Origin of the sequence: Cryobacterium sp. N21 (assembly GCF_002929575.1) — a bacterium.
Classification (GTDB): Bacteria; Actinomycetota; Actinomycetes; order Actinomycetales; family Microbacteriaceae; genus Cryobacterium; species Cryobacterium flavum.
The window spans coordinates 270,871-292,203 of sequence record NZ_PJJQ01000036.1 but is presented as its reverse complement, the minus strand read 5'-3'; the positions used below and the strand labels follow the sequence as shown (position 1 = coordinate 292,203).

General features: G+C 66.0%; 25 protein-coding genes. All 25 read right to left on the bottom strand.

The window, feature by feature from the left end; all coding sequences use genetic code 11:
- Nucleotides 1-5: 5 nt before the first annotated feature.
- The 25 genes from CXY77_RS18020 to CXY77_RS17900 all read right to left on the bottom strand — a co-directional run bounded on the left by CXY77_RS18020 (nt 6) and on the right by CXY77_RS17900 (nt 21,280).
- On the bottom strand, nt 6-1,004 hold the full coding sequence (locus tag CXY77_RS18020; protein WP_104090707.1) for a hypothetical protein: 999 nt from the start codon (nt 1,002-1,004) through the stop codon (nt 6-8).
- Nucleotides 979-3,030: a flagellar biosynthesis protein FlhA gene (locus CXY77_RS18015; protein ID WP_104130656.1), complete on the bottom strand. Its 2,052-nt coding sequence runs from the start codon at nt 3,028-3,030 to the stop codon at nt 979-981. Before CXY77_RS18015 ends, CXY77_RS18020 begins: the two co-directional genes overlap by 26 nt.
- Entirely contained in the window at nt 3,027-4,169 is a 1,143-nt protein-coding gene (locus CXY77_RS18010) for a flagellar biosynthesis protein FlhB (RefSeq protein ID WP_092339729.1), read from the bottom strand. Before CXY77_RS18010 ends, CXY77_RS18015 begins: the two co-directional genes overlap by 4 nt.
- Nucleotides 4,169-4,927 carry a flagellar biosynthetic protein FliR gene (locus CXY77_RS18005; RefSeq protein ID WP_104130655.1) on the bottom strand — a complete coding sequence of 253 codons (759 nt, stop codon included), beginning with the start codon at nt 4,925-4,927 and terminating at the stop codon, nt 4,169-4,171. The genes CXY77_RS18010 and CXY77_RS18005 overlap by 1 nt, the downstream gene beginning before the upstream one ends.
- A 1-nt stretch (nt 4,928) precedes the next feature.
- Nucleotides 4,929-5,204 carry a flagellar biosynthesis protein FliQ gene (gene fliQ / locus CXY77_RS18000; RefSeq protein WP_092339727.1) on the bottom strand — a complete coding sequence of 92 codons (276 nt, stop codon included), beginning with the start codon at nt 5,202-5,204 and terminating at the stop codon, nt 4,929-4,931.
- Nucleotides 5,201-6,079: a flagellar type III secretion system pore protein FliP gene (gene fliP / locus CXY77_RS17995; protein ID WP_369827362.1), complete on the bottom strand. Its 879-nt coding sequence runs from the start codon at nt 6,077-6,079 to the stop codon at nt 5,201-5,203. Before fliP ends, fliQ begins: the two co-directional genes overlap by 4 nt.
- Nucleotides 6,076-6,531, bottom strand: a complete 456-nt coding sequence (fliO, locus tag CXY77_RS17990) for a flagellar biosynthetic protein FliO (RefSeq protein WP_092339726.1) — start codon at nt 6,529-6,531, stop codon at nt 6,076-6,078. Before fliO ends, fliP begins: the two co-directional genes overlap by 4 nt.
- The gene (gene fliN, locus CXY77_RS17985) at nt 6,532-7,239 is read right to left on the bottom strand and encodes a flagellar motor switch protein FliN (RefSeq protein ID WP_092339725.1); all 708 of its coding nucleotides are present in this window, start codon (nt 7,237-7,239) and stop codon (nt 6,532-6,534) included.
- The gene (locus tag CXY77_RS17980) at nt 7,236-8,147 is read right to left on the bottom strand and encodes a flagellar motor switch protein FliM (protein WP_174775005.1); all 912 of its coding nucleotides are present in this window, start codon (nt 8,145-8,147) and stop codon (nt 7,236-7,238) included. The genes fliN and CXY77_RS17980 overlap by 4 nt, the downstream gene beginning before the upstream one ends.
- A 72-nt stretch (nt 8,148-8,219) precedes the next feature.
- On the bottom strand, nt 8,220-9,077 hold the full coding sequence (locus CXY77_RS17975) for a flagellar motor protein MotB (RefSeq protein WP_174775006.1): 858 nt from the start codon (nt 9,075-9,077) through the stop codon (nt 8,220-8,222).
- Entirely contained in the window at nt 9,074-9,940 is an 867-nt protein-coding gene (locus tag CXY77_RS17970; protein WP_092339724.1) for a motility protein A, read from the bottom strand. Before CXY77_RS17970 ends, CXY77_RS17975 begins: the two co-directional genes overlap by 4 nt.
- Entirely contained in the window at nt 9,940-10,173 is a 234-nt protein-coding gene (locus tag CXY77_RS17965) for a flagellar FlbD family protein (protein WP_104090704.1), read from the bottom strand. The genes CXY77_RS17970 and CXY77_RS17965 overlap by 1 nt, the downstream gene beginning before the upstream one ends.
- A gap of 134 nt (nt 10,174-10,307) precedes the next feature.
- Nucleotides 10,308-11,231 carry a hypothetical protein gene (locus CXY77_RS17960; protein WP_104090702.1) on the bottom strand — a complete coding sequence of 308 codons (924 nt, stop codon included), beginning with the start codon at nt 11,229-11,231 and terminating at the stop codon, nt 10,308-10,310.
- A 115-nt stretch (nt 11,232-11,346) separates the two neighbouring features.
- On the bottom strand, nt 11,347-12,555 hold the full coding sequence (locus CXY77_RS17955; RefSeq protein ID WP_104130654.1) for a flagellar hook protein FlgE: 1,209 nt from the start codon (nt 12,553-12,555) through the stop codon (nt 11,347-11,349).
- A 64-nt stretch (nt 12,556-12,619) separates the two neighbouring features.
- On the bottom strand, nt 12,620-13,105 hold the full coding sequence (locus tag CXY77_RS17950) for a flagellar hook capping FlgD N-terminal domain-containing protein (RefSeq protein ID WP_369831316.1): 486 nt from the start codon (nt 13,103-13,105) through the stop codon (nt 12,620-12,622).
- A 10-nt stretch (nt 13,106-13,115) separates the two neighbouring features.
- Nucleotides 13,116-14,582 (bottom strand): flagellar hook-length control protein FliK, encoded by a 1,467-nt coding sequence (locus CXY77_RS17945; RefSeq protein ID WP_104130653.1) that lies wholly within the window; start codon nt 14,580-14,582, stop codon nt 13,116-13,118.
- Nucleotides 14,579-15,235 carry a C40 family peptidase gene (locus tag CXY77_RS17940; RefSeq protein WP_104130652.1) on the bottom strand — a complete coding sequence of 219 codons (657 nt, stop codon included), beginning with the start codon at nt 15,233-15,235 and terminating at the stop codon, nt 14,579-14,581. Before CXY77_RS17940 ends, CXY77_RS17945 begins: the two co-directional genes overlap by 4 nt.
- Nucleotides 15,232-15,681: a flagellar export protein FliJ gene (locus CXY77_RS17935; RefSeq protein WP_092339718.1), complete on the bottom strand. Its 450-nt coding sequence runs from the start codon at nt 15,679-15,681 to the stop codon at nt 15,232-15,234. The genes CXY77_RS17940 and CXY77_RS17935 overlap by 4 nt, the downstream gene beginning before the upstream one ends.
- On the bottom strand, nt 15,678-17,015 hold the full coding sequence (locus tag CXY77_RS17930; RefSeq protein WP_104130651.1) for a FliI/YscN family ATPase: 1,338 nt from the start codon (nt 17,013-17,015) through the stop codon (nt 15,678-15,680). The genes CXY77_RS17935 and CXY77_RS17930 overlap by 4 nt, the downstream gene beginning before the upstream one ends.
- Entirely contained in the window at nt 17,012-17,629 is a 618-nt protein-coding gene (locus CXY77_RS17925; RefSeq protein ID WP_104130650.1) for a FliH/SctL family protein, read from the bottom strand. The genes CXY77_RS17930 and CXY77_RS17925 overlap by 4 nt, the downstream gene beginning before the upstream one ends.
- Nucleotides 17,619-18,635 (bottom strand): flagellar motor switch protein FliG, encoded by a 1,017-nt coding sequence (gene fliG, locus CXY77_RS17920; protein WP_092339715.1) that lies wholly within the window; start codon nt 18,633-18,635, stop codon nt 17,619-17,621. Before fliG ends, CXY77_RS17925 begins: the two co-directional genes overlap by 11 nt.
- A complete protein-coding gene (gene fliF, locus CXY77_RS17915; protein WP_092339714.1) occupies nt 18,632-20,248 on the bottom strand; it encodes a flagellar basal-body MS-ring/collar protein FliF in 1,617 nt (538 codons plus the stop codon). Before fliF ends, fliG begins: the two co-directional genes overlap by 4 nt.
- Nucleotides 20,248-20,553, bottom strand: coding sequence for a flagellar hook-basal body complex protein FliE (gene fliE / locus CXY77_RS17910; RefSeq protein ID WP_092339713.1), 306 nt, complete (start codon nt 20,551-20,553; stop codon nt 20,248-20,250). Before fliE ends, fliF begins: the two co-directional genes overlap by 1 nt.
- On the bottom strand, nt 20,553-20,942 hold the full coding sequence (locus CXY77_RS17905; RefSeq protein ID WP_092339712.1) for a flagellar basal body rod protein FlgC: 390 nt from the start codon (nt 20,940-20,942) through the stop codon (nt 20,553-20,555). The genes fliE and CXY77_RS17905 overlap by 1 nt, the downstream gene beginning before the upstream one ends.
- A complete protein-coding gene (locus tag CXY77_RS17900; protein ID WP_092110173.1) occupies nt 20,939-21,280 on the bottom strand; it encodes a flagellar basal body protein in 342 nt (113 codons plus the stop codon). The genes CXY77_RS17905 and CXY77_RS17900 overlap by 4 nt, the downstream gene beginning before the upstream one ends.
- Between the last annotated feature and the right edge of the window lie 53 nt (nt 21,281-21,333).

Here is a 21,333-nt window from a genome sequence, read left to right as displayed (position 1 = left end):
CCAGCCTACCGTTCGCGCTCGGTGGGTCGAGAATGCGGCGGTGCAGCCCGGCGGCCGGTCGGCGCCGCCGCGACCCGCCCGTCCATCCACTCCACCGGCAGTCCCAGGTCGTCGACGGTGGCCGGCGAGGTCGTGAATTGGCGACCGAGCGCGGCCACGGCGTGCACCTGAATGGCGGTGACGACCATATTGACCCAGCGGATGGTGTCCTCGGGTTTTCGACTCGCGTCGACGACCACCCAAACCTGGTCGGCACCGATTGCGGTGAGGGTTGCCGCTCGAGCGAGAGCGTCGGACGCGGGTTCGAGGCCGTAGGCGATGAAGGTGCTGTGGCCGATATCCACGCCGTGGGCTCTGGCCAGCATGGCACCGCGCCGGTCGTCGACCCGCTCGATGCGCTCCTCCAGCAGGGTGCCGGCGATGCGCAGCTCGCCCGCACCGGCCACGCGCAGCATAAGACGAGCGATCGTGAGTGGGTCTTCCTCGAGCCCGACGATCAGAACCAGGTCTCCGGGCCGAGTGAGCGGGGCCGGTACCGGGGGTCGGGCCAACGCCGGGCGGGCGGTGCTCGGTGCTGGTGCCGAGCCCCGGGCGGGAACTGCGTCCGCGACCGGCTCGGGTGCGGCATCCGGAACCACATCGCGGCCGGTCGCGAAGGTGAGTTCGTCCATGAGCTTGGCGAAACCGTCAGAGGTCGTCGAGAGCTGCGGCGACGGCTGGGCCGGGTGGAGTTGGAATTCAGCCTCGTCGGCGTCGTCGAGCAGCGCCGCTATACCCAGCCGGGCCGAGATATCAAGGCCGGCATGCGCCGACTTCTTACGCTCTGCCGGCTCCAGCACCTCGACGGTGATCTCGTAGTGCTGGCGCGCGAAGAATCCGCGGATCCCGCCGACTGTGACCCGTTCGGCGGCGATGATGGTGGCGTTGGCACCGTGCTCGGCGACGACGCGTTCCTGCAGCTCCCGCAGGGTCGGACCTTCAAGCAGAAATCGTTTCGGCTCCACGGACCACACCCACTGTCTCAATGGTCACATTCGCCGATGTTACTTCCTGATACGACAATACCGGCAGACCGCCGGTCTGCGTGGAGATGAGGCGGCGGATGGCTGGCCGCAGCGCCGGAGCGCACACCAGCACAGCAGTCTGGCCGCTCGCCTCCACCTTGGCCACCGAGCTGCGCACCGAGGCGAGCACCGTCTCCAGGCGCGCCGGATCCATCAGAATCTGCGTGCCCTGATCGGAGGGGCGCAACCCCTCGAGCATGGACTGTTCGAGAGTGGGGTCGATCATGATCACGCGCAGCAGCGTGCCATCGAGATACTGTGCGGTCAGCGCCGGGCCGAGCGCCTGCCGCGCGGCCTCGACCAGACCCTCGGCATCGTTCGAGGCCTTCGCGCGCAGCGAGAGCGCCTCGTAGATGCGCGGCAGGTCGTTGATCGGAATCTGCTCGACCAGCAGGCCCTGCAACACCCGCTGCACCTCGGCGAGGGAGAGCAGACCGGGAATGAGATCGTCGACGGCCGAGGGATTGACCTGTTTGACGCCATCCGTGAGCACTCGCACGTCTTCCCGGGTGAGTAGTCGGGCCGCGTTCGTGGTGATGATCGAAGACAGGTGGGTGACCACGACCGAGACCCGGTCGATCACGGTGGCTCCGGTCATCTCGGCGCTGTGCCGCATTTCGCTCGGCACCCACTTGCCAGCCAGGCCGAACACCGGCTCGATCGTGACCTGCCCCGGCAGGGTGTCCAGGGCGTCGCCGAGGGCGAGTACTTTGCCGGCCGGTGCCAGGCCGCGCCCATATTCGACGCCGGCGATGCGAATCACATAGGTCGACGACGGCAGATCGACGCTGTCCCTGGTACGCACCGGGGGCACGACCACGCCAAGATCCATGGCGATTTTGCGCCGGAGGCCCCGTACCCGAGCGAGCAGGTCGTCGGAGGCGCCGGAGACGAGATCGACCAGGTCAGGCGAAAGCATGATCTCAAGCGCGTGCACGCGCATCTGCTCGATCAGGTCTTCGGTGGTGTCGGTCTTGGGAGCGCTCTTCTCCGACGCCGTGCTGGCCTCGATGCTCGCCTGTTTGCTGACTTCGCCGGCCTTGATTCGTTGGGCGATCAGCATGAGCGCCATCCCCACGATGAGGAACGGCAGCACCGGCATACCAGGGATCAGCGCCATGAGCACTGCTGCGGCACCGGCGATGTTCAAGGCGTTCCGCGACTGCGTCAGCTGAGCGGATGCCGTCGAACCGATGTCGGTCTCCGCGTTCGAGCGGGTGACGATCATACCGGTGGAGACCGCCATGAGCAGTGCCGGAATCTGGGTGACGAGGCCGTCACCGATGGTCAGCAGGGCGTAGGTGTTGACCGCCTCGCCGATCTCCAAACCCCGCTGCAGCATGCCGATCGCGATGCCGCCGATGATGTTGATGATGATGATGATCAGGCCGGCGATCGCGTCACCCTTGACGAACTTCGACGCACCGTCCATGGCGCCGTAGAAGTCGGCCTCGGCCGAGACTTCAGCTCGACGATCCTTGGCCTGCGCATCCGTGATCAGGCCGGCGTTGAGGTCGGCGTCGATGGCCATCTGCTTGCCCGGCATGGCGTCGAGGGTGAATCGAGCCCCGACCTCGGCCACACGCTCGGCACCCTTGGTGACGACAACGAACTGGATGACGACAAGAATCAGAAAGATGACGGCACCGATGATGATCGAGCCGCCGACGGCGACGTGCCCGAACGCCTCGATCACCTGGCCGGCATAGCCTTCGCCCAAAACCAGACGAGTGGATGCCACGTTGAGACCGAGACGAAACAGGGTCGCCACCAGCAGCAGTGACGGAAATACCGAGAAGTCCAGCGGCTTCTTCACGAACATGGTGGTGAGCAGGGTGACCAGGCCCAGCATGATGTTCAGGATGATCAGGATGTCGAGCAGACCGGCCGGAATCGGCACGACCAGCAGCAGAATGATGCCGACCACGCCGACCGGAACGGCGAGCTTGATGAGATTGCGATTCACGAACGGCCTCCGGCAGTCTGCGGTGTTGATGAGGATGATGGAGCAAACGGTGCAGCGGCCAGTGCGCTCATGGTGTGGGTTCCCGCCGTGCTCCCCCGCTTCTTCAGTGCCATGACGAAGGCGAGCACCCTGGCGACGGCGTTGTACAGTTCCGTGGGTATCTCGTCGCCGATCTCGCACGCAGCGTGCAGCGCCCGCGCGAGCGGCACGTCCTGCACGATGGGAACGTGATCGGTGTCGGCCTGCGCGCGGATGCGAGCGGCCACATGACCGACCCCCTTGGCGACCACACGCGGCGCCGATTTGCCCGGCTCGTATTTGAGGGCGACGGCCACGTGGGTGGGGTTTACCAGCACGACATTGGCATCGGTCACCGAGGCGATCATGCGGTTGCGGCTCATCATCAGCTGCCGGGAGCGGCGCTGCGATTTGATCAGCGGGTCGCCCTCCGAGGCCTTGTTCTCGTCCTTGACCTCTTTTTTCGTCATCATGGTTTTCTTGCGGTTGCGTTTCATGATGACGAAGATGTCGGCGGCAGCGAGCACGAGGCCGGCCGCGACGGCGGCCTGCAGCAGCGCGGCCGTTCCGCCGCCGGCCGCGATGAGCAATTCAGAAACCGGCAGCCCTCCGGCGGTCAGCAGCACCGGCATCAGGCCCTGAATCACCGAGTACAGTACGAAGCCCACGGCGGCCGTCTTGGCGAGAACCTTGACGCCTTCCCAGAGTGCCTGGGTGCCGAACACGCGTTTCATGCCCGTGACGAGATTGAACTGCTCGAACTTTCCGGCGAATTTCTTGAAGTGGATGCCGCCCTGCAGCATTGCTCCGCCCAGCACGACGACGAGCACCACGACGAAAAACGGCGTGAGAATATCGGTCAGCGAAGCCAGCCCGTTGCCGAGGGCTTCAACGGCCACGCTGGGATCTGGATTGCGGGCGAGCGTGCCGATCAGATACATCTGGTCCGTGCCCGCATCGCCGCCGGCCGCGATGGTGACTGGCAGCATGAGACCGGCCGCGCCAACGCCGAGCCAGGCGGTGACATCCTGCGATTTGGAGAGTTCGCCCTTTTCGCGCACCCTCTTCATACGTTTTTGGGTGGCTTGTTCGGTCTTTTCGCCGGAATCGGTGTCGGACACTACCTCACCCCCATGAGCGCATCGAGGGCCTGCCCGGTGAGGGAAGAGACGATGCGCGGCAGGGCCACGAACACCGTCGCGGCGAGGCTCAGCGTGATGAGGATCTTCAGCGGAAAGCCGAGGGCGAACGCGTTGAGCGCGGGGGCGACCCGAGTGAGCAGGCCGAGGCCGGCATCCGCTAGAAACAGCACGACGAGCAGCGGGCCGGCGATCTGCACGGCGGCGAGGAACATCTGGGTGGTAGCGGCGATCATGGCCTGGGCTGGCGCGGCCAGGTCGATGCCCGAGCCGAGCGGAATGGCGGTGTAGCTGCGAAACAGACCGCCGAGCACGAGTTGGTAGGCGCCAGAGGCGAACATGAGTGCGAGGGCGGTCATCTGGAACAGTCGGGTGAATTGGGCGCCGTTGACCATCGACTGCGGGTCGAAACCCTGCGCCATCTGGAATCCGCTGAACATGTCGATGAGGCCACCGGCGGACTGCACGGCGGCGAAAACGAGAAAGACCAGGAAGCCCAGGGTGGCGCCGACCAGGATTTCCAGGATCAGGGCTCCGACGAACCCGGCGGTGTCCTGGGAGACGTACTCGGCGGTGACCCGCGGTGAGACGGCCAGGGCCAGTCCGATGGCGAGCATAGCTTTGATGCGGGCCGGAAAAGCACGGTAGGAAAACGGCGGTGCGATGACCAGAAAAGCCACTATGCGCACACCGGCCAGCATGACCGCTTCGATCCAGGCGAAATTGAGGTTGAACTCCACGTCAACCTCCGCCGAGCAGCGCGGGAATCTTCTCGAACATCGAGTTGGTGAAGGCGACCGATTCGGCGATCATCCAGTGGCCGCAGATCAGCAGGGCCAGGGCGACGGCGACCGCTTTCGGCACGAACGACAGCGTCACTTCCTGAATTTGAGTGATCGACTGCATCAGCGAGATGGCAAAACCCACCACGAGCGCGGTGATCAGCACGGGAGCCGACAGTTTCGCGGCCAGAATCAGCGCCTGCAGGCCGATATCGAGCACCGCATTGGTATTCATGTGGCCAGCTGATAACTGCCGATGAGGCTCGTGATGATAAGCCCCCAGCCGTCGACGAGTACGAACAGCAGAATCTTGAACGGCAGCGAGATCATGACGGGCGGCAGCATCATCATGCCCATCGACATCAGCGCCGCGGAAACCACAATGTCGATGACCAGGAACGGGATGAAGATGACGAACCCGATGATGAAGGCGGCGCGCAGTTCAGAGATCATGAACGCCGGAATGAGGGTGAGCAGGGTCACGTCGTCGGGATTGTCGGGGTTGGGCTGGTCGGCGGCCCGAGTCATCAGGGCGAGGTCTTCGCCGCGGGTATTGGCCAGCATGAACTGCCGCAACGGCTCCGAACCGAGGTTCAGGGCATCGGTGAAGTTCAGCGAACCGTCGAGGTAGGGCTGAAGTGCCACGTTGTTGATGTCGGTCAGCACGGGAGCCATGATGAAGAGCGACAGAAACAGGGCGAGGCCGGCGAGCACCTGGTTCGGTGGAATCGACGGCAGCGCGAGGGCGTTCCGGGTCATGGCCAGCACGACGAAGATCTTGGTGAAGCTCGTCATCATGAGCAGCAGAGCCGGGGCGACGGACAGCAGGGTGATACCCAGCAGGGTGACGATCGCTGACGAAGGTGCACCGTCGGGTCCGTTGATGTCCACGCTCAGCCCGCCGCCGCCGGTGTCGGACGGGTCGGTGGGGTCGGTCGGCAGGGTCGGGTCGATGGGGCTGTCCGGCATGGCCGGGTCGACTGGCAGGGCGTGCACGACGCTCACGCTCAGCCAGACGAGGGCTGCGGTGATGACGAGACCACAGAGAATCAGCAGGCCGAGCCGGGCAGAGGCCTGACGGTGTACCTGCCGGTCGACCGCGGAGTTCACCGTCCCTGCCGAAGCAGCGCGGCGGTCTGGCGCCAGGTTGATGGTGACAGGATCGACCCGGCCAGCGGGGCGGGGCGGGTCGGCGTCGGGGCCGGGGCGGCGTCATCCGCTTCGGCCGTGGCCAGGGAACGGGCAAAGGCGTCGCTCGCGTCGGGGCTGCCGAGCGCTGCAACGGCGGTCTCGAGGGTCGACGTGGAGACGGCAGCGACGGATTTTTCGTGCAGCACAGTCACGGCCTGCTCGGTCACGCCGAGAACGAGACGAGTTCCGTCGACCTCCACGACGACAACGGATGCCTTCTGCCCGATGGGTTGCCGGCCCACGACGGTCACCGGGTTAGCGATACCGTGCGCGCGTGCCCCGCGCGACAGTCGTCGCTGCAGGTACCAGAGCAGTGCGAGAACCACGCCCAAGGACAGGACGACGCGCACCGCGACTATAAGGGTGTCCACTTACGACAGGCCATCCGCGACATCGAGAATCTGGGTGATACGCACGGCGTAGTCCTGGTCGACGACGACGATTTCACCGTGCGCGATCAGGCGGCCGTTCAGCAGAATATCGGCCGGTGCACCGGCGGAACGGTCCAGTTCGATGACCGCGCCGGGCTTCAGCGACAACACGTCGCGCACGGACATACGGGTGCGCCCGATCTCAACGGTCAGGGACATTTCGACGTTGCTGATACGCCCGAGGTTTCCCATGGCGACGCGGCTAGAGGCCGTAACGGGCCCGCCGACAACGCCGTTCTGGCGCACTCGAATGGCGAACCAGCCGGTCACGACGCCGCCGGCACTCAGCTCGAAGACGTCGGTGTCGTCGGCGGCGAACAGCGCCGAGGCGTCTTCTACCCTCGAGTCGCCGAGCACGCCGATTCCGAGCACGCCGGAGGCGCTCTCCAGGGCCGGACGCAGAACATCCTGGCTGGAGACGAGCTGGGAGTTCGCCCCGGCTGCGGCGTCGAGGGAGGCCGAGTCGCTCAATACCACGGCCAGGTCAGCGGAGGTCGTGCCCACAAACGAGGCGACCACGGCGGAACCAGCGCGCGAGCTCAGCTCGGCACTGCCGGTATGTGGCACCGCCAGCAGCGGCACCGACGTCGGCAACACGCGGATGAGAGCGTCAACGGCGACCTCGGGAATGGATCGGGTAGAAATCATTGAGCTGTCTCCTCGGTATCAATGACGATGCAGGCCAGCCGCGAACCGTTTGCCCCCACGGCCGCGCGGGCGAGCGACTGGCCGTCGACGGTCAAATTGAGCGGACGATGCTGGGGATGCGGAACGTGCAGAACATCGCCGACGGCCAGCGTCAGAATGCGACTGGGCAGTACGTGGGCCGTCTCCAGCCGGAGCGACACGTCGACCGGTACGGCCGCGATCTGGGCCTGCAAAAATTCGGCGGCATTCGACGTGGTGCTGGTGGGGTTCGCTTCGCCGAGTTGCGGCATCAGCGCCGCAGCAGGAATGGCCACCGTCGCCGTCGCGGTCACCTTCTCCACCCGAATGGCAAAGGTCGCGACCACCATCAGGTCGCCGGTTGCGGCCGCCTGGGCAAACTGGGAGTTGTACTGGATCGCCTCGACCCCCATCTCGTCGACGAGCAGCGGTCCGAAGGAATAACGCAGGTCTTCGAGGCTTTCGGCGATGAGCTTGCGAATCAGGGCGAGCTCGATCTGGGTGAAATTGCGTTCGGCGATCACGGGGATGCTGCTGTTGCCGCCAAGCATGTGGTTCACCCAGGTGAGTGCCGACGTGGTCGGAAACTGGATGACGGCTCGGGCTTCGAGACCGGCGACAGTGCACAGCACCATGGCCGTTTTCGGCGGCAGAGAGCCCGCGTACTCGTCGTAGGTGGCCATGAGTACCTGCTCGCAGGTGACCATGCAGAGCACGCGCACACGTGCGGTCAGCTGGGTGCCCCACTGCCGGGCGAACGTCTCAAAGGCCAGTTCCAGAACACGAGCGTGTTCCCGAGCCAGGGTGGTGGGACGCCGAAAGTCGTACAGCTCAACGCTCTTCGCCGCTTTCGCGGGCGCACTGCTGTCGACCTGATCCTGGACTGTCACGTTGGGACTATCGGCGGGGTCAGTCGAATGGTAAGGAGTCTCAGCCCGCGGATGCAGCGCGTCTGTTCCGGGTCAATCCTTCCCGGCCACACCGGGGATGAGCGCCCGCACGCTGTCCGGCTGGTCCGACAGCAGCACGACATCCACCCGGCGGTTCTGGGCCATGTCGTCGAGGGTTGATCCGGTGTTCACCGGCTGAGCCGAGCCGAAGGCGACAGCGGATATCATCTCTCCGCCAATCCCACCCTGCTCCACCAGACGACGCAATACCTGCGTCGCCCGGCTCGCGGACAGTTCCCAGTCCGTGGCAAACGTCGCGGACTGGCCGTGTTTGTCGGCGTGCCCCTCGACCGATATCTTCTGCCCGCTGGCCACCATCGCCGGAGCGGCAGCATCGAGCACCGCAGTCGCCGCCGCGGTGAGTTGGGCGCTGTCCGGTGCGAAGAACGTCTCGCTGCCAACCAGGCCCAGGGTCAGGCCACGGTCGGTGATGTGAAATTCGACCAGTTGGGCCACACCGGCTGCGGTCAGATTGGCGGTCACAGCAGCCTCCAGCTGATCGAGCTTCGCCACCTCCTTCTCGGCCGCTTCGGCGTTCGCGGTGGCCACGGCCGTGGCCTCTGCCGGGTCGATTGCCTCGGACGAGTGGGTGACTTCCGTGGGTGATTCGCCCTGGTTGTCGATGAGGTCGGCCGGAACGACGACTCCCTCGGCGGTATCCACCTTGCCAGCATCGACGGCACCGAAGCCGGTGGCAAGGGAGTTGGCCAGTTGCTCGTACTTGTCTTGGTCGACAGTCGACATGGCAAACAGAACGATGAACATGCACATCAGCACCGTGACCATGTCCATGTAGGAGGCCATCCACCGCTCGTCGGGGTGGACGTCCTCTTCTTCGACCATTTTGCGCCGCTTGGCGCGCACACTCATGCTGCTTCGGGAAGGTCTTTGTCTTTACCCTTTCCCTTACCCTTGGCTTTGATCTTGCCGGCGGGTGAGGCAGCATCCGCCTGAACGTCCTTGCCCTTGGCGCCGACCTTGGGCAACAGCTCGGCCGGAACCATGGCCCGCAGTCGTTCACCGAGCAGCCGCGGCTGGCTTCCGGCCTGCACGGCCAGGGCGCCTTCCATGACCAGGGTCATGCGGTCGACGTCGAGGTCGGCAAGACGGCGCAGCCTGGAGCCGATCGGCAGCCAGATGAAGTTGGCGGACAGCAGGCCCCACAGTGTCGCGACGAACGCGGCCGCGATCATCGGGCCGAGGGTAGCGGGCGTGTCGAGGTTTTCGAGGACGTGGGTCAGAGAAACGACCGTGCCAATGATGCCGACAGTCGGGGCGTAGCCGCCGAGGCCGGTAAAGAATTTGGCCGCGTTGCGGTTGGAGCGTGCCTTGGTTGCGATCTCGTCTTCGAGCAACATGCGCAGTTCGTCACCGTCGGTGCCGTCGGCGATGTTCTGCAGGGCCCCCCGCAGAAACGGATCCTTGACGGTGTCCGCTTCCTGGTCGAGGGCGAGCAAGCCGGAACTTCGAGCGGTTTCGGCCAGGCCGACGACCTGGTCGATGACTGACTGCGGCGGCGTGGTCTTCCCGCGGAACGCACCCGGCAGCGCCTTGAAGGCAGAAATGAAATCCTTTATTGTGCCGCCAGCGAGCCCGACCGCGATGGTGGCACCGAAGACGAGGATCATGGGAGCCGGCAGCAGGATTGACATGACCGACGAATGCTCGAGGGTGATCATGGCCAGGAGCGCGCCAAAGGCGAGCACCAGACCGATCAGAGTTGCGGGATCCACTAGAGCTTCCTGGGGCCTCGCGGCAGGTCCCCGGCGCTCGGGTCGTACGCGAGCGCGATCACGTGCGCCCGGTAGCTGGCGATCTTCTCGATCACTTCTTCCATGGACTCGGTGACGATGAAGTTGGCACCGTCCACCATGACCAGGGTGGTGTCCGGGTTCGCATGGATGCGTTCGATCAGGTCGGGGTTAATCGCAAAGTGACTGTCGTTCAGCCGCGTTAGTACGATCATGTGCTCATCCCTGGGTCAGAACACCGCAAGCGGGGTGTCAATCAGTACTGTCGGCTGTTTGTGGACCGGCGTAAGGCATCCGCTCAGTGGACAATTTTGACGGGTGCGCGGCCCTGCCCACCCACGAAAATCGTCTACTGAGCGCGGCGGGGTGTGCCACACCATCCACGACGGCTCAGATTGCGCGCGATTCGAGCCACGAGTTGGGACTCCTGACGCAGATCGTCGGCGTTGACGCGGGTGACGTGCAGCCCTTCCGACTCGACGTCGGCTGTACGGGTGAGGTCGCGGCGCCACTGTCGTTGGTCGGTGCGATGCTGATCTCCCTCGTATTCGAGGAGCTCGCCGAATTGTTTGAAGTACAGGTCGGCACGACACAGGAACCGACCCGATGCGGCAAAGATGTTTTCGTTGACGAGGGGTTGAGGGAGCCCGTTCGTCACCACGATCACACGCAGCTCGGATTCGGGCGACGACTCGCTGCGCTCGTCCAGCAATGAGAGGGCACGGCCCAGGAGCAGCTTGCCGCGCCGGTGGCGTTCAACGGCCTGGACCAGTTCGTTGATGGTGACCAGCGGTGAACTCCAGCGGATGAGGTAGTCCCCGACCGCTACGAGCTGCCGCAGGGTAAGGCTCTCCGCGAGATCGCACCAGGTGCGCGCCGGGCATGTGACGCTGAATCCGAACCAGTCGAACAGCTCGTCGTCATCAACCGCCATGGCATGGCCGGCGACGCCGTTCACACGCAGGGCACGCCCCGGCAGCGGAACGGTGACGTGCAGGGTGTTCATGGTGGCGAGCTGGGGCGGCAGCGGCGCTCCGAACAGGAGCGCGGCCGTGTGGTGGCTGAAGAACGCGCCCACGGGCATCCGCTGTGCGAAGGCGTTGCACAGGTCTCGCGTGCTGGCGTGAGCTGATGCGGGTGCGCGCACGCCCCAGAACGGGCGGGCGAGGTCGCTGGCCCGCAGGCGACCGGGTGACAAGCCGTGCGCAGCGCCCTGGGACACGGCGAATGGGCCGGCAAGGAGGTGGGGCGGGAGCATTCGGCGCGTGGTCATGCCATGAGGATGCCGCATTCTGCCCCGAGGTCTGATGGTTATGCACAGGGCGGCGTTCACTCGACACAATTGTGGGGTGCGGACGGTTCCGCACCCCACAAACGTGTCTACTGAACTAGCGCTTGAGGTTGGTCAGCTCTTGCAGGACCTCGTCCGAGGTCGTGATGATGCGGGCGTTGGCCTGGAAACCGCGCTGGGCGACGATGAGGTTGGTGAATTCCTGCGACAGGTCGACGTTGGACATTTCGAGGGCACCGCTCGTGAGGGAGCCCATGCCGGCCGCGCCGGGGGTGCCGAGTTCGGCCGCACCCGAGTTGAACGTGGCGCGGTAGGCCGAGGAGCCGGCCTTCTCCAGGCCGCCCGGGTTGACGAAGTTAGCGAGGGCGATGCGACCGATGGCCTGCTGCTGGCCGTTGCTGAACAGGCCGACGAGGGTGCCGTCGGCGCCGAGCGTGTAGCTGTTGAGCGTGCCAGCCTCGTTGCCGTCGTCGGTCTTGCCGGCGACCGTGGCGAGGCCGGAGAAGCCCTTGAGTTGGGCTAGGTCCATATCGATGCCGTCAACTCTCAGGGCGCCGGAGGCGGTGAAGTTACCCGTGGGGCCGTCGGCGTCGGTCTCAGCGGTGAGCTGCACGGGGGTCGGCGTCGTGCCGTCCGCCAGCTTGGATTGCCCAACAGTCCAGCCATCGTCATCCGGTGCACCCGTGCGAGTGAAGGTCAGCGAGATCGTGCGAGAGTTGCCGAGGTCGTCGAAGACGTCGACGGTGCGTGTGAGCGTGCTATCGACCGCAGAATCCGACGGCAGGTTGCCGGTGAATATTGCGGCGGTAGAGGCCTTAGCCGGCACGATTGCGCCGACGGGCAGGGTGATATTGCTGGTCGCCCCGCCAGCGTTGACGACGCCGTTGACGGCGCCCCAGCCCTGCACGATCGCGCCGTCGGGCGAGACCAGTCGGCCGGCCGAATCGAAGTTGAATGACCCAGCGCGGGTGTAGAGGGTTTCGCCGCCGAGCGAGGTGACGAAGAAGCCGTCACCGGAGATCATGAGGTCGGTGGTTTTGCCGGTGGACTGTGACGATCCCTGGGCGAAGTTGGTGGAGATTCCAGCGACCTGTACGCCGAGGCCGACCTGGGCGGGGTTGGTGCCACCGGTGGTGGCCGTGGCGCCGCCGGCGGCCTGGGTCAGCTGTGACAGGGTGTCCTGAAACTGGGCCGCGGACGCCTTGAACGCTGTCGTGTTGACGTTGGCGATGTTGTTGCCGGTCACGTCGAGCATGGTCTGGTGTGAACGAAGGCCGGAGATGCCGGAGTAGAGAGAACGAAGCATGGGGTGCTGCCTTTCAGAAAAGAACTATGCGGTGAAGTAGGTGGGGTCGAGGACAAGCCGCGGATCAGGCCGCGGTGGTCGCCCCCGCTGAATCTTCGGAGTCGTCGGTGTCGTCAACGGCGGCGGTGACGCGCGTCACGCCGGAGATGACATCGAGGGCGATGGGTTCCCCGTTGACCGTGACCATGGGCACCGGGCCGGCGAACGAGACGGACGAGGCGAGCCCGGTGATTTCGTCGCCATCGGCATTGGTATAGGTGACCGTCTCCCCCACCAGCGCGGCCGCCGAGGTGCGCATCTGCAGGGAGAAGCCCTCCTGGCTCGCGGTGGCCATTTCGGTGAGCTTCTCCATCATGGCGAGCTGGGTGGTCTGGGCGATCATCTCGTTGGTATCCATCGGCGAGCTGGGATCCTGGTTTTGCAACTGGGTCACCAGCAGCGACATGAACACCTCCGAGTCCATGGACTGGTTGGGCGTACGCGTCGTGGTCGTGGACGTGTACATTCCGGTCGGAGCTGCGGCATTGCCTGCCAGGGCATCGATTGTCACGGTTGTTCTCCTAAGCCAGTACGTCGATAGTGTGGGTGGACCCGAATCGGGACGCGCGGTTCTCCAGCGGAGTGTCCGGTGCTCGCTCGGCGGGACTCCGAGCGTTGGGATTGCGCCCGTCGGCCTCCGAGCGGGGCTGGCGGGTGGCGCCGGGATCGCCGGCCTGGCTGTCGCTCGACAGGTCGAGCTGGGCGCTCAGCCCGGAACCGGCGAGGTCCCGGCGTAGGTCAGGCAAAATCACGCGCAGCGCATCACGGGCCAGATCAGTGGGAGCGAACAGCTCCACCCGAATGCCCTCCCCCGTCACGTGCGCCCGCACGGTGACCGGCCCGAGGTTGTCGGGCGTGACGCTGATGGTGAGCACGTGCTCACCCGGCGCAGCATTGGTCAGCGAGAACAGCGGCTTCATGATCTGCGCAGTGAGCGGCACGGCGGTAGCCGGCGCGGGCGCTGCAACCGGCGTGGCTGTGCTGGTCGCCAGCGGGGTCGGTGCAACGCTGGGCAGAGCGGATGCCGTCGGCGCGACGGCCTCCGTGCTCGTGGCGTGCAGCCGCACGGAGTCGGGCAGCGCGGAGCGCGCCGACCCGTCGGTGGCCGCGGCGAGGATTTGTGCCGCACCGGCGAGGCTTTGTGCCCCACCTGCAAGGCTTTGTGCCCCACCGGTCGGCGCGGCGGGGTTCTGTGTCGTGCCGGGCACGGGCGGCGCGGCGGCCGGACTGAGTGCGCTCGCGGGCGTCGTTGAATCTGCGGTTGTCGAAGGGGCCTGGGCCGGCAGCGCCGCGGCATCCGCTTCGGGGGACGTTGTCGGTGCGGCACTGGAAGCGGCTGCACCGGCGTCGGCGGTGCGACCCTGAGCGGCCCGCCCGGCAGCGACCGGAACGGCGGCGGCTACTGCGACGACCGCCGCCGCAGGCGGGACGGTGGCGGTATCAGCAGCGGGCACCGCAGCGGCGGCGTTCGCTGCGGCGTTCGGCACAGCCGTGACTGCTCCAGCGACGGGGGCGGAAGCTACACCCGAACCGCCCGCCGTCGCCGGCGCGGCAACCGACGCGGTCAGGTCGACATTGGTGCTCCCCACGGCGTCAACCGACGGGCCGGGAGCAGCAGTGTTGCCCGCGGTACTGTCGGCTACGGTACTGTCCGCCGCCGGGGACGCGGCTGCGGCAGCGGCAGCGGAAGCGGCAGCCCAGGTCAGAGCTGGGGAAAACGCCACCGGGGCGGTTGCATCCGCCGGGGAACCGGCCGCAGTGGCCTCGGCCGCGGAATCCTGCGCGGGGTCCGTCTTCTGCTCCGTTGACGACATCGCCGTCTTAGGGCCCGATGTCGACGAGGCGGCGCTGCGATCGGTGAGGGTGTCTTGCAGAATAGAGCCGAACGCTTCAGCGCCCGACGAAGCCGAGCCCTGACTGGTCTCGCGCTGGGCCGGCGCGGTGGCCGGAGCGGCAGCCGGCCGAAATTGGCCGAGGGTGAGGGTCATAGTGTGCTTCCCGTGGCGGTTGAATTCTGCTGGGCGAAAGCGGCGAAGGCGGCACTGAGCATGTCGGTGGAGCCGGTGCCGGCGGCCTGGGTGGTGATGGGGATGATGCGGCGGATAGTGGTGATATCGGCATCCGTCATGTAGGCCTCGCGCAGGCACACGGTGCGGCCCGGATACGGGGCGTGGATGACCTTGTTGTCGCCGGCGTAGATGAGAATGTGGTCGCCACCGCCGGTGACGATGAGGTCGCCCGGCTGGGCTTCGGCGAGGGAGGCGACTTCGGTGCCCATCTTCATCTGACCAGAAACGAGGCGTGGCAGTTCTATTCCGATATCGGCATATACGGTTTGAACGAGTCCGGAGCAGTCCATTCCGCTGGAATCTTCTCCGCCGAACACGTAGGGCACGCCAAGATATTTCTCAGCGGACGCCACGACGTCGGTGCCGGTCGCGCCGTTGGCCGATCTGGTCGCACTGGTTGCACTCGTTCCGAGCGCCGCAGCGAGGGTTGCCGCGAAACTATCAGCCGAAGCGGATGCCGCTGCGGTCGTCGCTGCGGCCGTGGTCGTGACCCGTTCGGTCGACACGCTGGAGAGCTGCTGCAGCGTCGCCTGAATCTGGCTGATTCTGCCCATGGCCGCGATCATCGTCATGGTGTCTCCCCCTTGTTCAGGCTTGCCGAGCGGCTGCGGTGCCAGCGAGCTCCGGCGATCTCGTCGAGCACGGTCTGCTCGGCGTGCAGGTCTTCGGCCAGCACTGCGGCCGCGTGCCGGTCATGCAGTTTCTCGAGCGCGACCGACTCGGCCCGGGCGGCGTTGTAGTTGGACTGGGCGGAATCGAGGGTCTCCTGGTGGTTACGCCCCATGGCGTCGAGCTCAGCGAGCATGCTGCGCGACGACGACCGGGCCGCGGCCATGGCGTTGAGCGCGGCGATGGTCTGCGGAGTGTTCCCGAGAGCGCCTAGGGCCGAGCGGGCGCGACCTCGGCGGGCCTGGAGCGCGGCCACGCGGGCATTCGCCTCGGCGAGGTCGAGGGCGGCCTGGTTCTGCTGCAACTTGCGCAGACGCAGCAGCCCGGCCAACGGAAAGAGGCGGCTCATGCGACAGCCCCGAACGCGCGGGTCAGCCGCGTGAGCTGGGACCAGGCCTGCTCGCTGGGAGTCTGGTCGTCCATCCGCTGCTGGAGAAAAGCGTTGATGGCCGGGCCGTTCTCAACGGCCGCATCGACCAGCGGGTTCGTGCCAGCGCGGTAGGCGCCGACGTCGAGCAGATCCTGCGCGCCCTGGCGGGCCGCCATGACCTTGCGCAGCGTCGTCGCGATCTGGTTGCGTTCGGGGCTGTTGACCCGGGAGGCAACCCGCGAAATGGAGGCCAGCACGTCGACCGAGGGAAAATGGCCGATGATAGCGAGCTTGCGGTCGAGAACGACGTGGCCGTCGAGGATAGAGCGCGCCGCGTCGGCGATGGGTTCATTGTGGTCGTCGCCGTCGACGAGCACCGTGTACATTCCGGTGATAGAGCCTGTCTCACCGGTACCGGCACGTTCCAGCAGCCGGGCCAGCACCGAGAACGTCGACGGCGGGTAGCCGCGAGTGGCTGGCGGTTCGCCGACCGAGAGCCCGATTTCGCGCTGGGCCATGGCCACGCGGGTGAGCGAGTCCATCATGAGCATGACGTCGGCGCCCTGGTCGCGAAACGATTCGGCGATGCGGGTGGCGGTGAATGCGGCGCGCAGCCGCATCATCGCGGGTTCGTCGGAGGTCGACACGACGACGATGGAGCGGGCCAAGCCTTCTGGGCCCAAGTCGTCCTCAAGAAACTCGCGAACCTCACGCCCGCGCTCCCCCACCAGTGCGATGACCGAGACCTGGGCATCCGTTCCGCGGGCGATCATCGACAGCAGGGACGACTTTCCAACGCCGGAGCCGGCAAACAGGCCCATACGCTGACCGCGGCCAACCGTCGTGAGAGTGTCGAGAACGCGCACGCCCAGGTGCAGCGGGGTTGTGATGCGCGCCCGGTGCATGGCCGAGGGGCTGTCATGTTCCAGGGAGACGAAGCCGTCTGAATCGAGCGGGCCCTTGCCGTCAAGGGGGCGGCCCAGGCCGTCGATGACGCGCCCGAACAGGCCACGGCCGGTGGGCACGAGCAGCGGCGAGCCAGCCGATCGCACGCGGGCACCGGCCTGCAAACCGGTGATGCGGCCAAGCGGCATGCATCGGATTCCGGTCTGGGTGGTGGCGACGACTTCAGCGTCGATACCCGCCTGGCCCGGTCGGGCGCCGAGCGTGACGATGTCACCAATCGCCGAGCGCAGGCCGCGCACCTCGACGCCCAGACCGACAATGGACGACACGACACCGACCCGCTCCGGGCGACCGGCTTCGATTGCCTGCACGAGCTGCGTGGCGCGTGGGCGCCAGGTGGTGATCATACTTCGACCTCGGCGAGAGCGGCCTTTGCGCGGGCAAAGGCCGTGCTGATACGCGCGTCGAGAAAGCCGTCGCTGAACTCGGTGATGGCGTCACCGCGCTTGAGTCGGGAATCCCCAACAAAACGGATGCTCTCCAGCGCGCGCGTCTGCGCGCCCAGCACCACGAGGTCATCCGGGTGCATGCGAATGCTGTGCACCTCGCTGCGGTCGAGCTGGTCTGGCTGGTGCAGCGCACGTTCCAGAGCGCGGCGGGCCGACGGTTCGGTATGGCTGAGTTCACAGCCGAGAATGGCTTCGGCCAGTTGCAGGGACGTGTTGACGAGCGTGGCTTCCGCCTGCTGAATGAGAGGAATGCTTCGTTCATTGAGGGCGCGGGCGGCGGCAGCGAGCAAACGCACCGCGCTGTCGACCTGCGCTTCACCGTAGCGTTCGTTCTCGGCTTGCTGGGCGTTGATCTCGTCGGCGCGCCTGGCGACGTCTGCGGCCGCCAGCCGTAGCCCCTCGGTGTACCCGGCGGCGTGACCCTCGGCACGCGACTGCTCGTCGACGCGGTCCTGCTCCTCGTCGCGCAGTCTCGGAAACGCCATGCGGCCAAACCCGGTGTCAGTTGACATATTCGTCCTCGGCACCGCGTTGCACGGTGATGCTGCCCTGCGCTTCCATGTCGCGAATAGCGCGCACGATTTCGGCACGGGCGTCTTCGACCTGACGCATCCGCACCGGTCCGAGGCTTTTGGTTTCGTCGTCGAGTACGTCGCGGTTGCGCTCGGAGAGGTTGGCGCGGATGACCTCGGTGACGGCATCGGACGTGCCCTTCATGGCCATGGCCAGCACGGTCGTGTCGATGCCGCGCAGTACCTGCTGCACGTCCCGGCTCTCCAGTTTGACGATGTCGGCAAAGGTGAGCATGCGAGAACGAATCTCTTCGGCCAGGGCCGGGTCACGTTCCTCGAGGCCTTCCAGAAGTGCACGCTCGGTGGCGGCATCCGCTCGGTTGATAATGTCGACGAGCGGCTGAATTCCGCCGACCACTTCGATGCTCTCGCGCGCGACAATTTTACCGGTGCGAAGTTTGAGCGTGTCCGTCACGACCCGAATGGCTTCGGGCGTCGCACTCGACATAGTGGCGATGCACTGGGCGACGTCGGTGCGAAGGCCCGGTTCCATGCTGGCCAAAATAGCGGATGCCTGGTCGCGTCGCAGGTGCGCCAACACCAGTGCAATGGTCTGGGGCATCTCGCCGTCGAGCAGGTTGAGCACATCGCCGGGCTCGGAGGGATCCAGAAATTCAAAAGCCTTGCCGGCCATGGAGGTGGCGACGCGGTTCATGACACCGGCCGCGCGTTCGGCACCGAAGGAAGCCTCAAGCAGGCCGACGGCGAACTCGTGCCCGCCGCGGGACAGCCGACGACCCTTCAAGGTGATTTCGTGAAATTCGTTGAGCGTGGACTCGGCGACGGCCGGGTCCACGTTGCGCAGCTGCACGATTTCGCCGGCGATGACTTCAGCTTCGATGTCGCTAAACTGCTTCATCACCTCCGTTGCGCGCTGACGATCCATGTTCATGAGTACGACGGCAACTTTCTGGGTGCCGGTCAGTGCTGTGCCTGGCTCGTTCATGCGCGCTGCCGGTCATCCATCAGGCCACGCAGGAACTCGGCCGTGCTGCGCGGGTCGGACTGCGCCAGGGAATCGATCTCGGCGCGGCGCAGGTCGGTGTCGGTCGGTACGAATTTGACGGTCGGGATGATTTTCGTGGGGGTGTCGGTCGGATTGTCGAGGAATAGGGAGCCGGCGGATGACGTCACCGAGAGCGGGACGGTGGCCTCTCCGAGGGCGTTCTGCATTGCGGTGAGATCACCGATCTCCACCGATTCACGGCTCTGGCGACGTGACCGGCGTGCGTAGAGAATGAGGCTGACCACGAGGGTGATGACGATGCCGGCGGTGATCACCGACACCCGCAGAATCTCGGCGAACCGTGCGGCGGCCGCGGCATCCGCTGCTGCTTTGAGCGCTGCAGCTGCTGCGGCGGCGCCCGTGGTGTCGAAGGCCATGACTTCGACGGTCACGGCGTCGCCGCGCACGGCGTCGATGCCGGCGGCCGAAGTCACAAGGGAGGTGATGTCGGCAACGTTGAGGTTAGCGGCGGCATCGGCATCGACGGCCACGGAGACCGTCTGCCGGGTGATCGCTCCGGCTGGAATGGTGCGGTTCTCGGTGACCTTGTTCACGGCGTTGTTGCGGGTCGTCGACTCGCTTGAGAAGGTGCCATCGGTGGCGCCATCGGCCACGGCGGCCGTGTCGGATCCGAGCACGCCAGCGGCGCTGCCGCCGGTTCCCGAGTAGGTCTCGGTGTCGACGGATTCATTGAGAGCCAGTGCTTCGGTCGGGCTCGTGAAGGACTCTTCGACCCGTTCGGCCGATTCGTAACTCATGTCGGCGGCGACGACGACGGTGGCGTTGCCAGCACCGACGACCTTGTCGAGCATGGCCTGCACGGCGCTGCGCACGCGGGTCTCATAGTCCGAGGCCTGCTGATCGGCTCCCCCGGTGGCGCCGACGCCGACGGCGGAGAGCACGGTTCCGGTGGAGTCGACGACGGCAACGTCGGCGGCGGTCATGCCGTCGATCGAGGCGCTGGTCAGGTGCACGATCGCCTGCACCTGGTCGTTGGAGAGGGTGACGCCGTTCTGGGTTTCAACGAAAACGGATGCCGTCGGGTCGTTCTTCTGCGACACGAACACGCTGTCTTCGGGGATGGCAAGCTGCACGGAGGCCATCTTGACACCGTCGAGGGCACCGATGGTCTTGGCCAGTTCACCCTCGAGCGCTCGCTTGTAGGTGACCGACTGCTGGAACTCGCTCGAGGTCACGCCCATGGTGTCGAGCAGGGAGTAGCCGCCGGTGCTCGAGGTGGGCAGGCCGGCCGAGGCCGACTTGATACGTTCGTCGTAGACGCTCGCTTCGGGCACCAGAATCGTGGCGCCGCCGTCGGCAAGCTCATATTCGACGCCGTCGGTGCGCAACTGCTCGACGATGCTGTTGGCGTCTTCGCCGCTGAGGCCGGAGAAGAGGGGCGTGAAAGCCGGCTTGGTGACCCACATGCTGAGTGCGGCGATGCCGAGCACGAGCACGGCGACGCCGATGATGGCGACAGTGCGCTGGGCAATGGTGAACTCGCGAATCGCGTTTCCGAAGCGCTTGAAGACGCTGGTGACTTGCCGGGGCATCAGGCTTGCATCCTCATGATCTCGTTGAACGCGTCGACGCCTTTGTTACGCACGGCGGCTACGAGTTCCATGGTCACCTGGGCGCGGGTGGCCGCGATGGTGGCGGTGTGAATGTCACCCAGGTCACCAGTGACAGCCTGGATGGCGAGGGTGTTGGAGGTGCCTTGCAGCTGCTGCAGGTTGTCGACGGCACCGGAGAGGGCGGTGCCGAAGCCCGAGCCGTCGGTGCGCTGGGTGGCGGTCGTGGCTGAGCTGCCCATGACACCCGAGAGGGCGGTGGTTGCGTTGATGGCGCCAAGTGGCATCAGCCACGTCCGATCTGTAGTGCGGCTTCATAGGCGGTCTTGGCCCGGTCGACGACGGCGGCGTTGGCCTGGTAGCCGCGCTGGGCCATGATGAGGTGGCCCATCTGCTCGGCCATGTCGATATCGGGGTAACGCACGTAACCATCGGCATCGGCGAGCGGATGCTCCGGCTCGTACACCAGGGTTCCCTCGGCACCGCCGAAGGCGGCCGTGGTACTGGCGCCCACGTTGCCGGGGCCTTCCTGCGCGAGGATATAGCGTTCCTGAAAGGCAGCATCCGTTGTGGCGGTCACGGTGTTGGCGTTGGCGAGGTTGTCGGCGATGGCGTCGAGCCACTTGCGGTGCAGCGTCATGCCGCTGCCGGCGATGCCGATGGCGTCGACCATCAGGCGGTCTTCATCGCGGCGCGAATCGACGAGACCGGGCCTTCGACGGCCTTGGCGGCGAACTGGTAACGCAGCAGCGCGTCGATGTTGGCGAGGGTCTCGGTGTCGAGGTTCACGTTGTTGCCGTTGAGCAGCGTCGGGTCGAGCGAACGCTCCGTCGTTGCGGCCGAAACGCCGTTGCCGTCAGCGACCGATTTGGCCAGTGCGTTCTCGAACGAGACGACCTTGGCGTGGTAATCGGGGGTGTTGATATTGGCGATGTTGTTCGCGATGGTGCGCTGGCGTAGCGCGAGGCCGTCCAGGGCACTCGTGAGGGCCAGGGAGGTCACGGAATCAAGCATGATTACCCGCTTCGTCGACAAAAAGACAAGACGGCCAATCCGTGGCCCGGTGG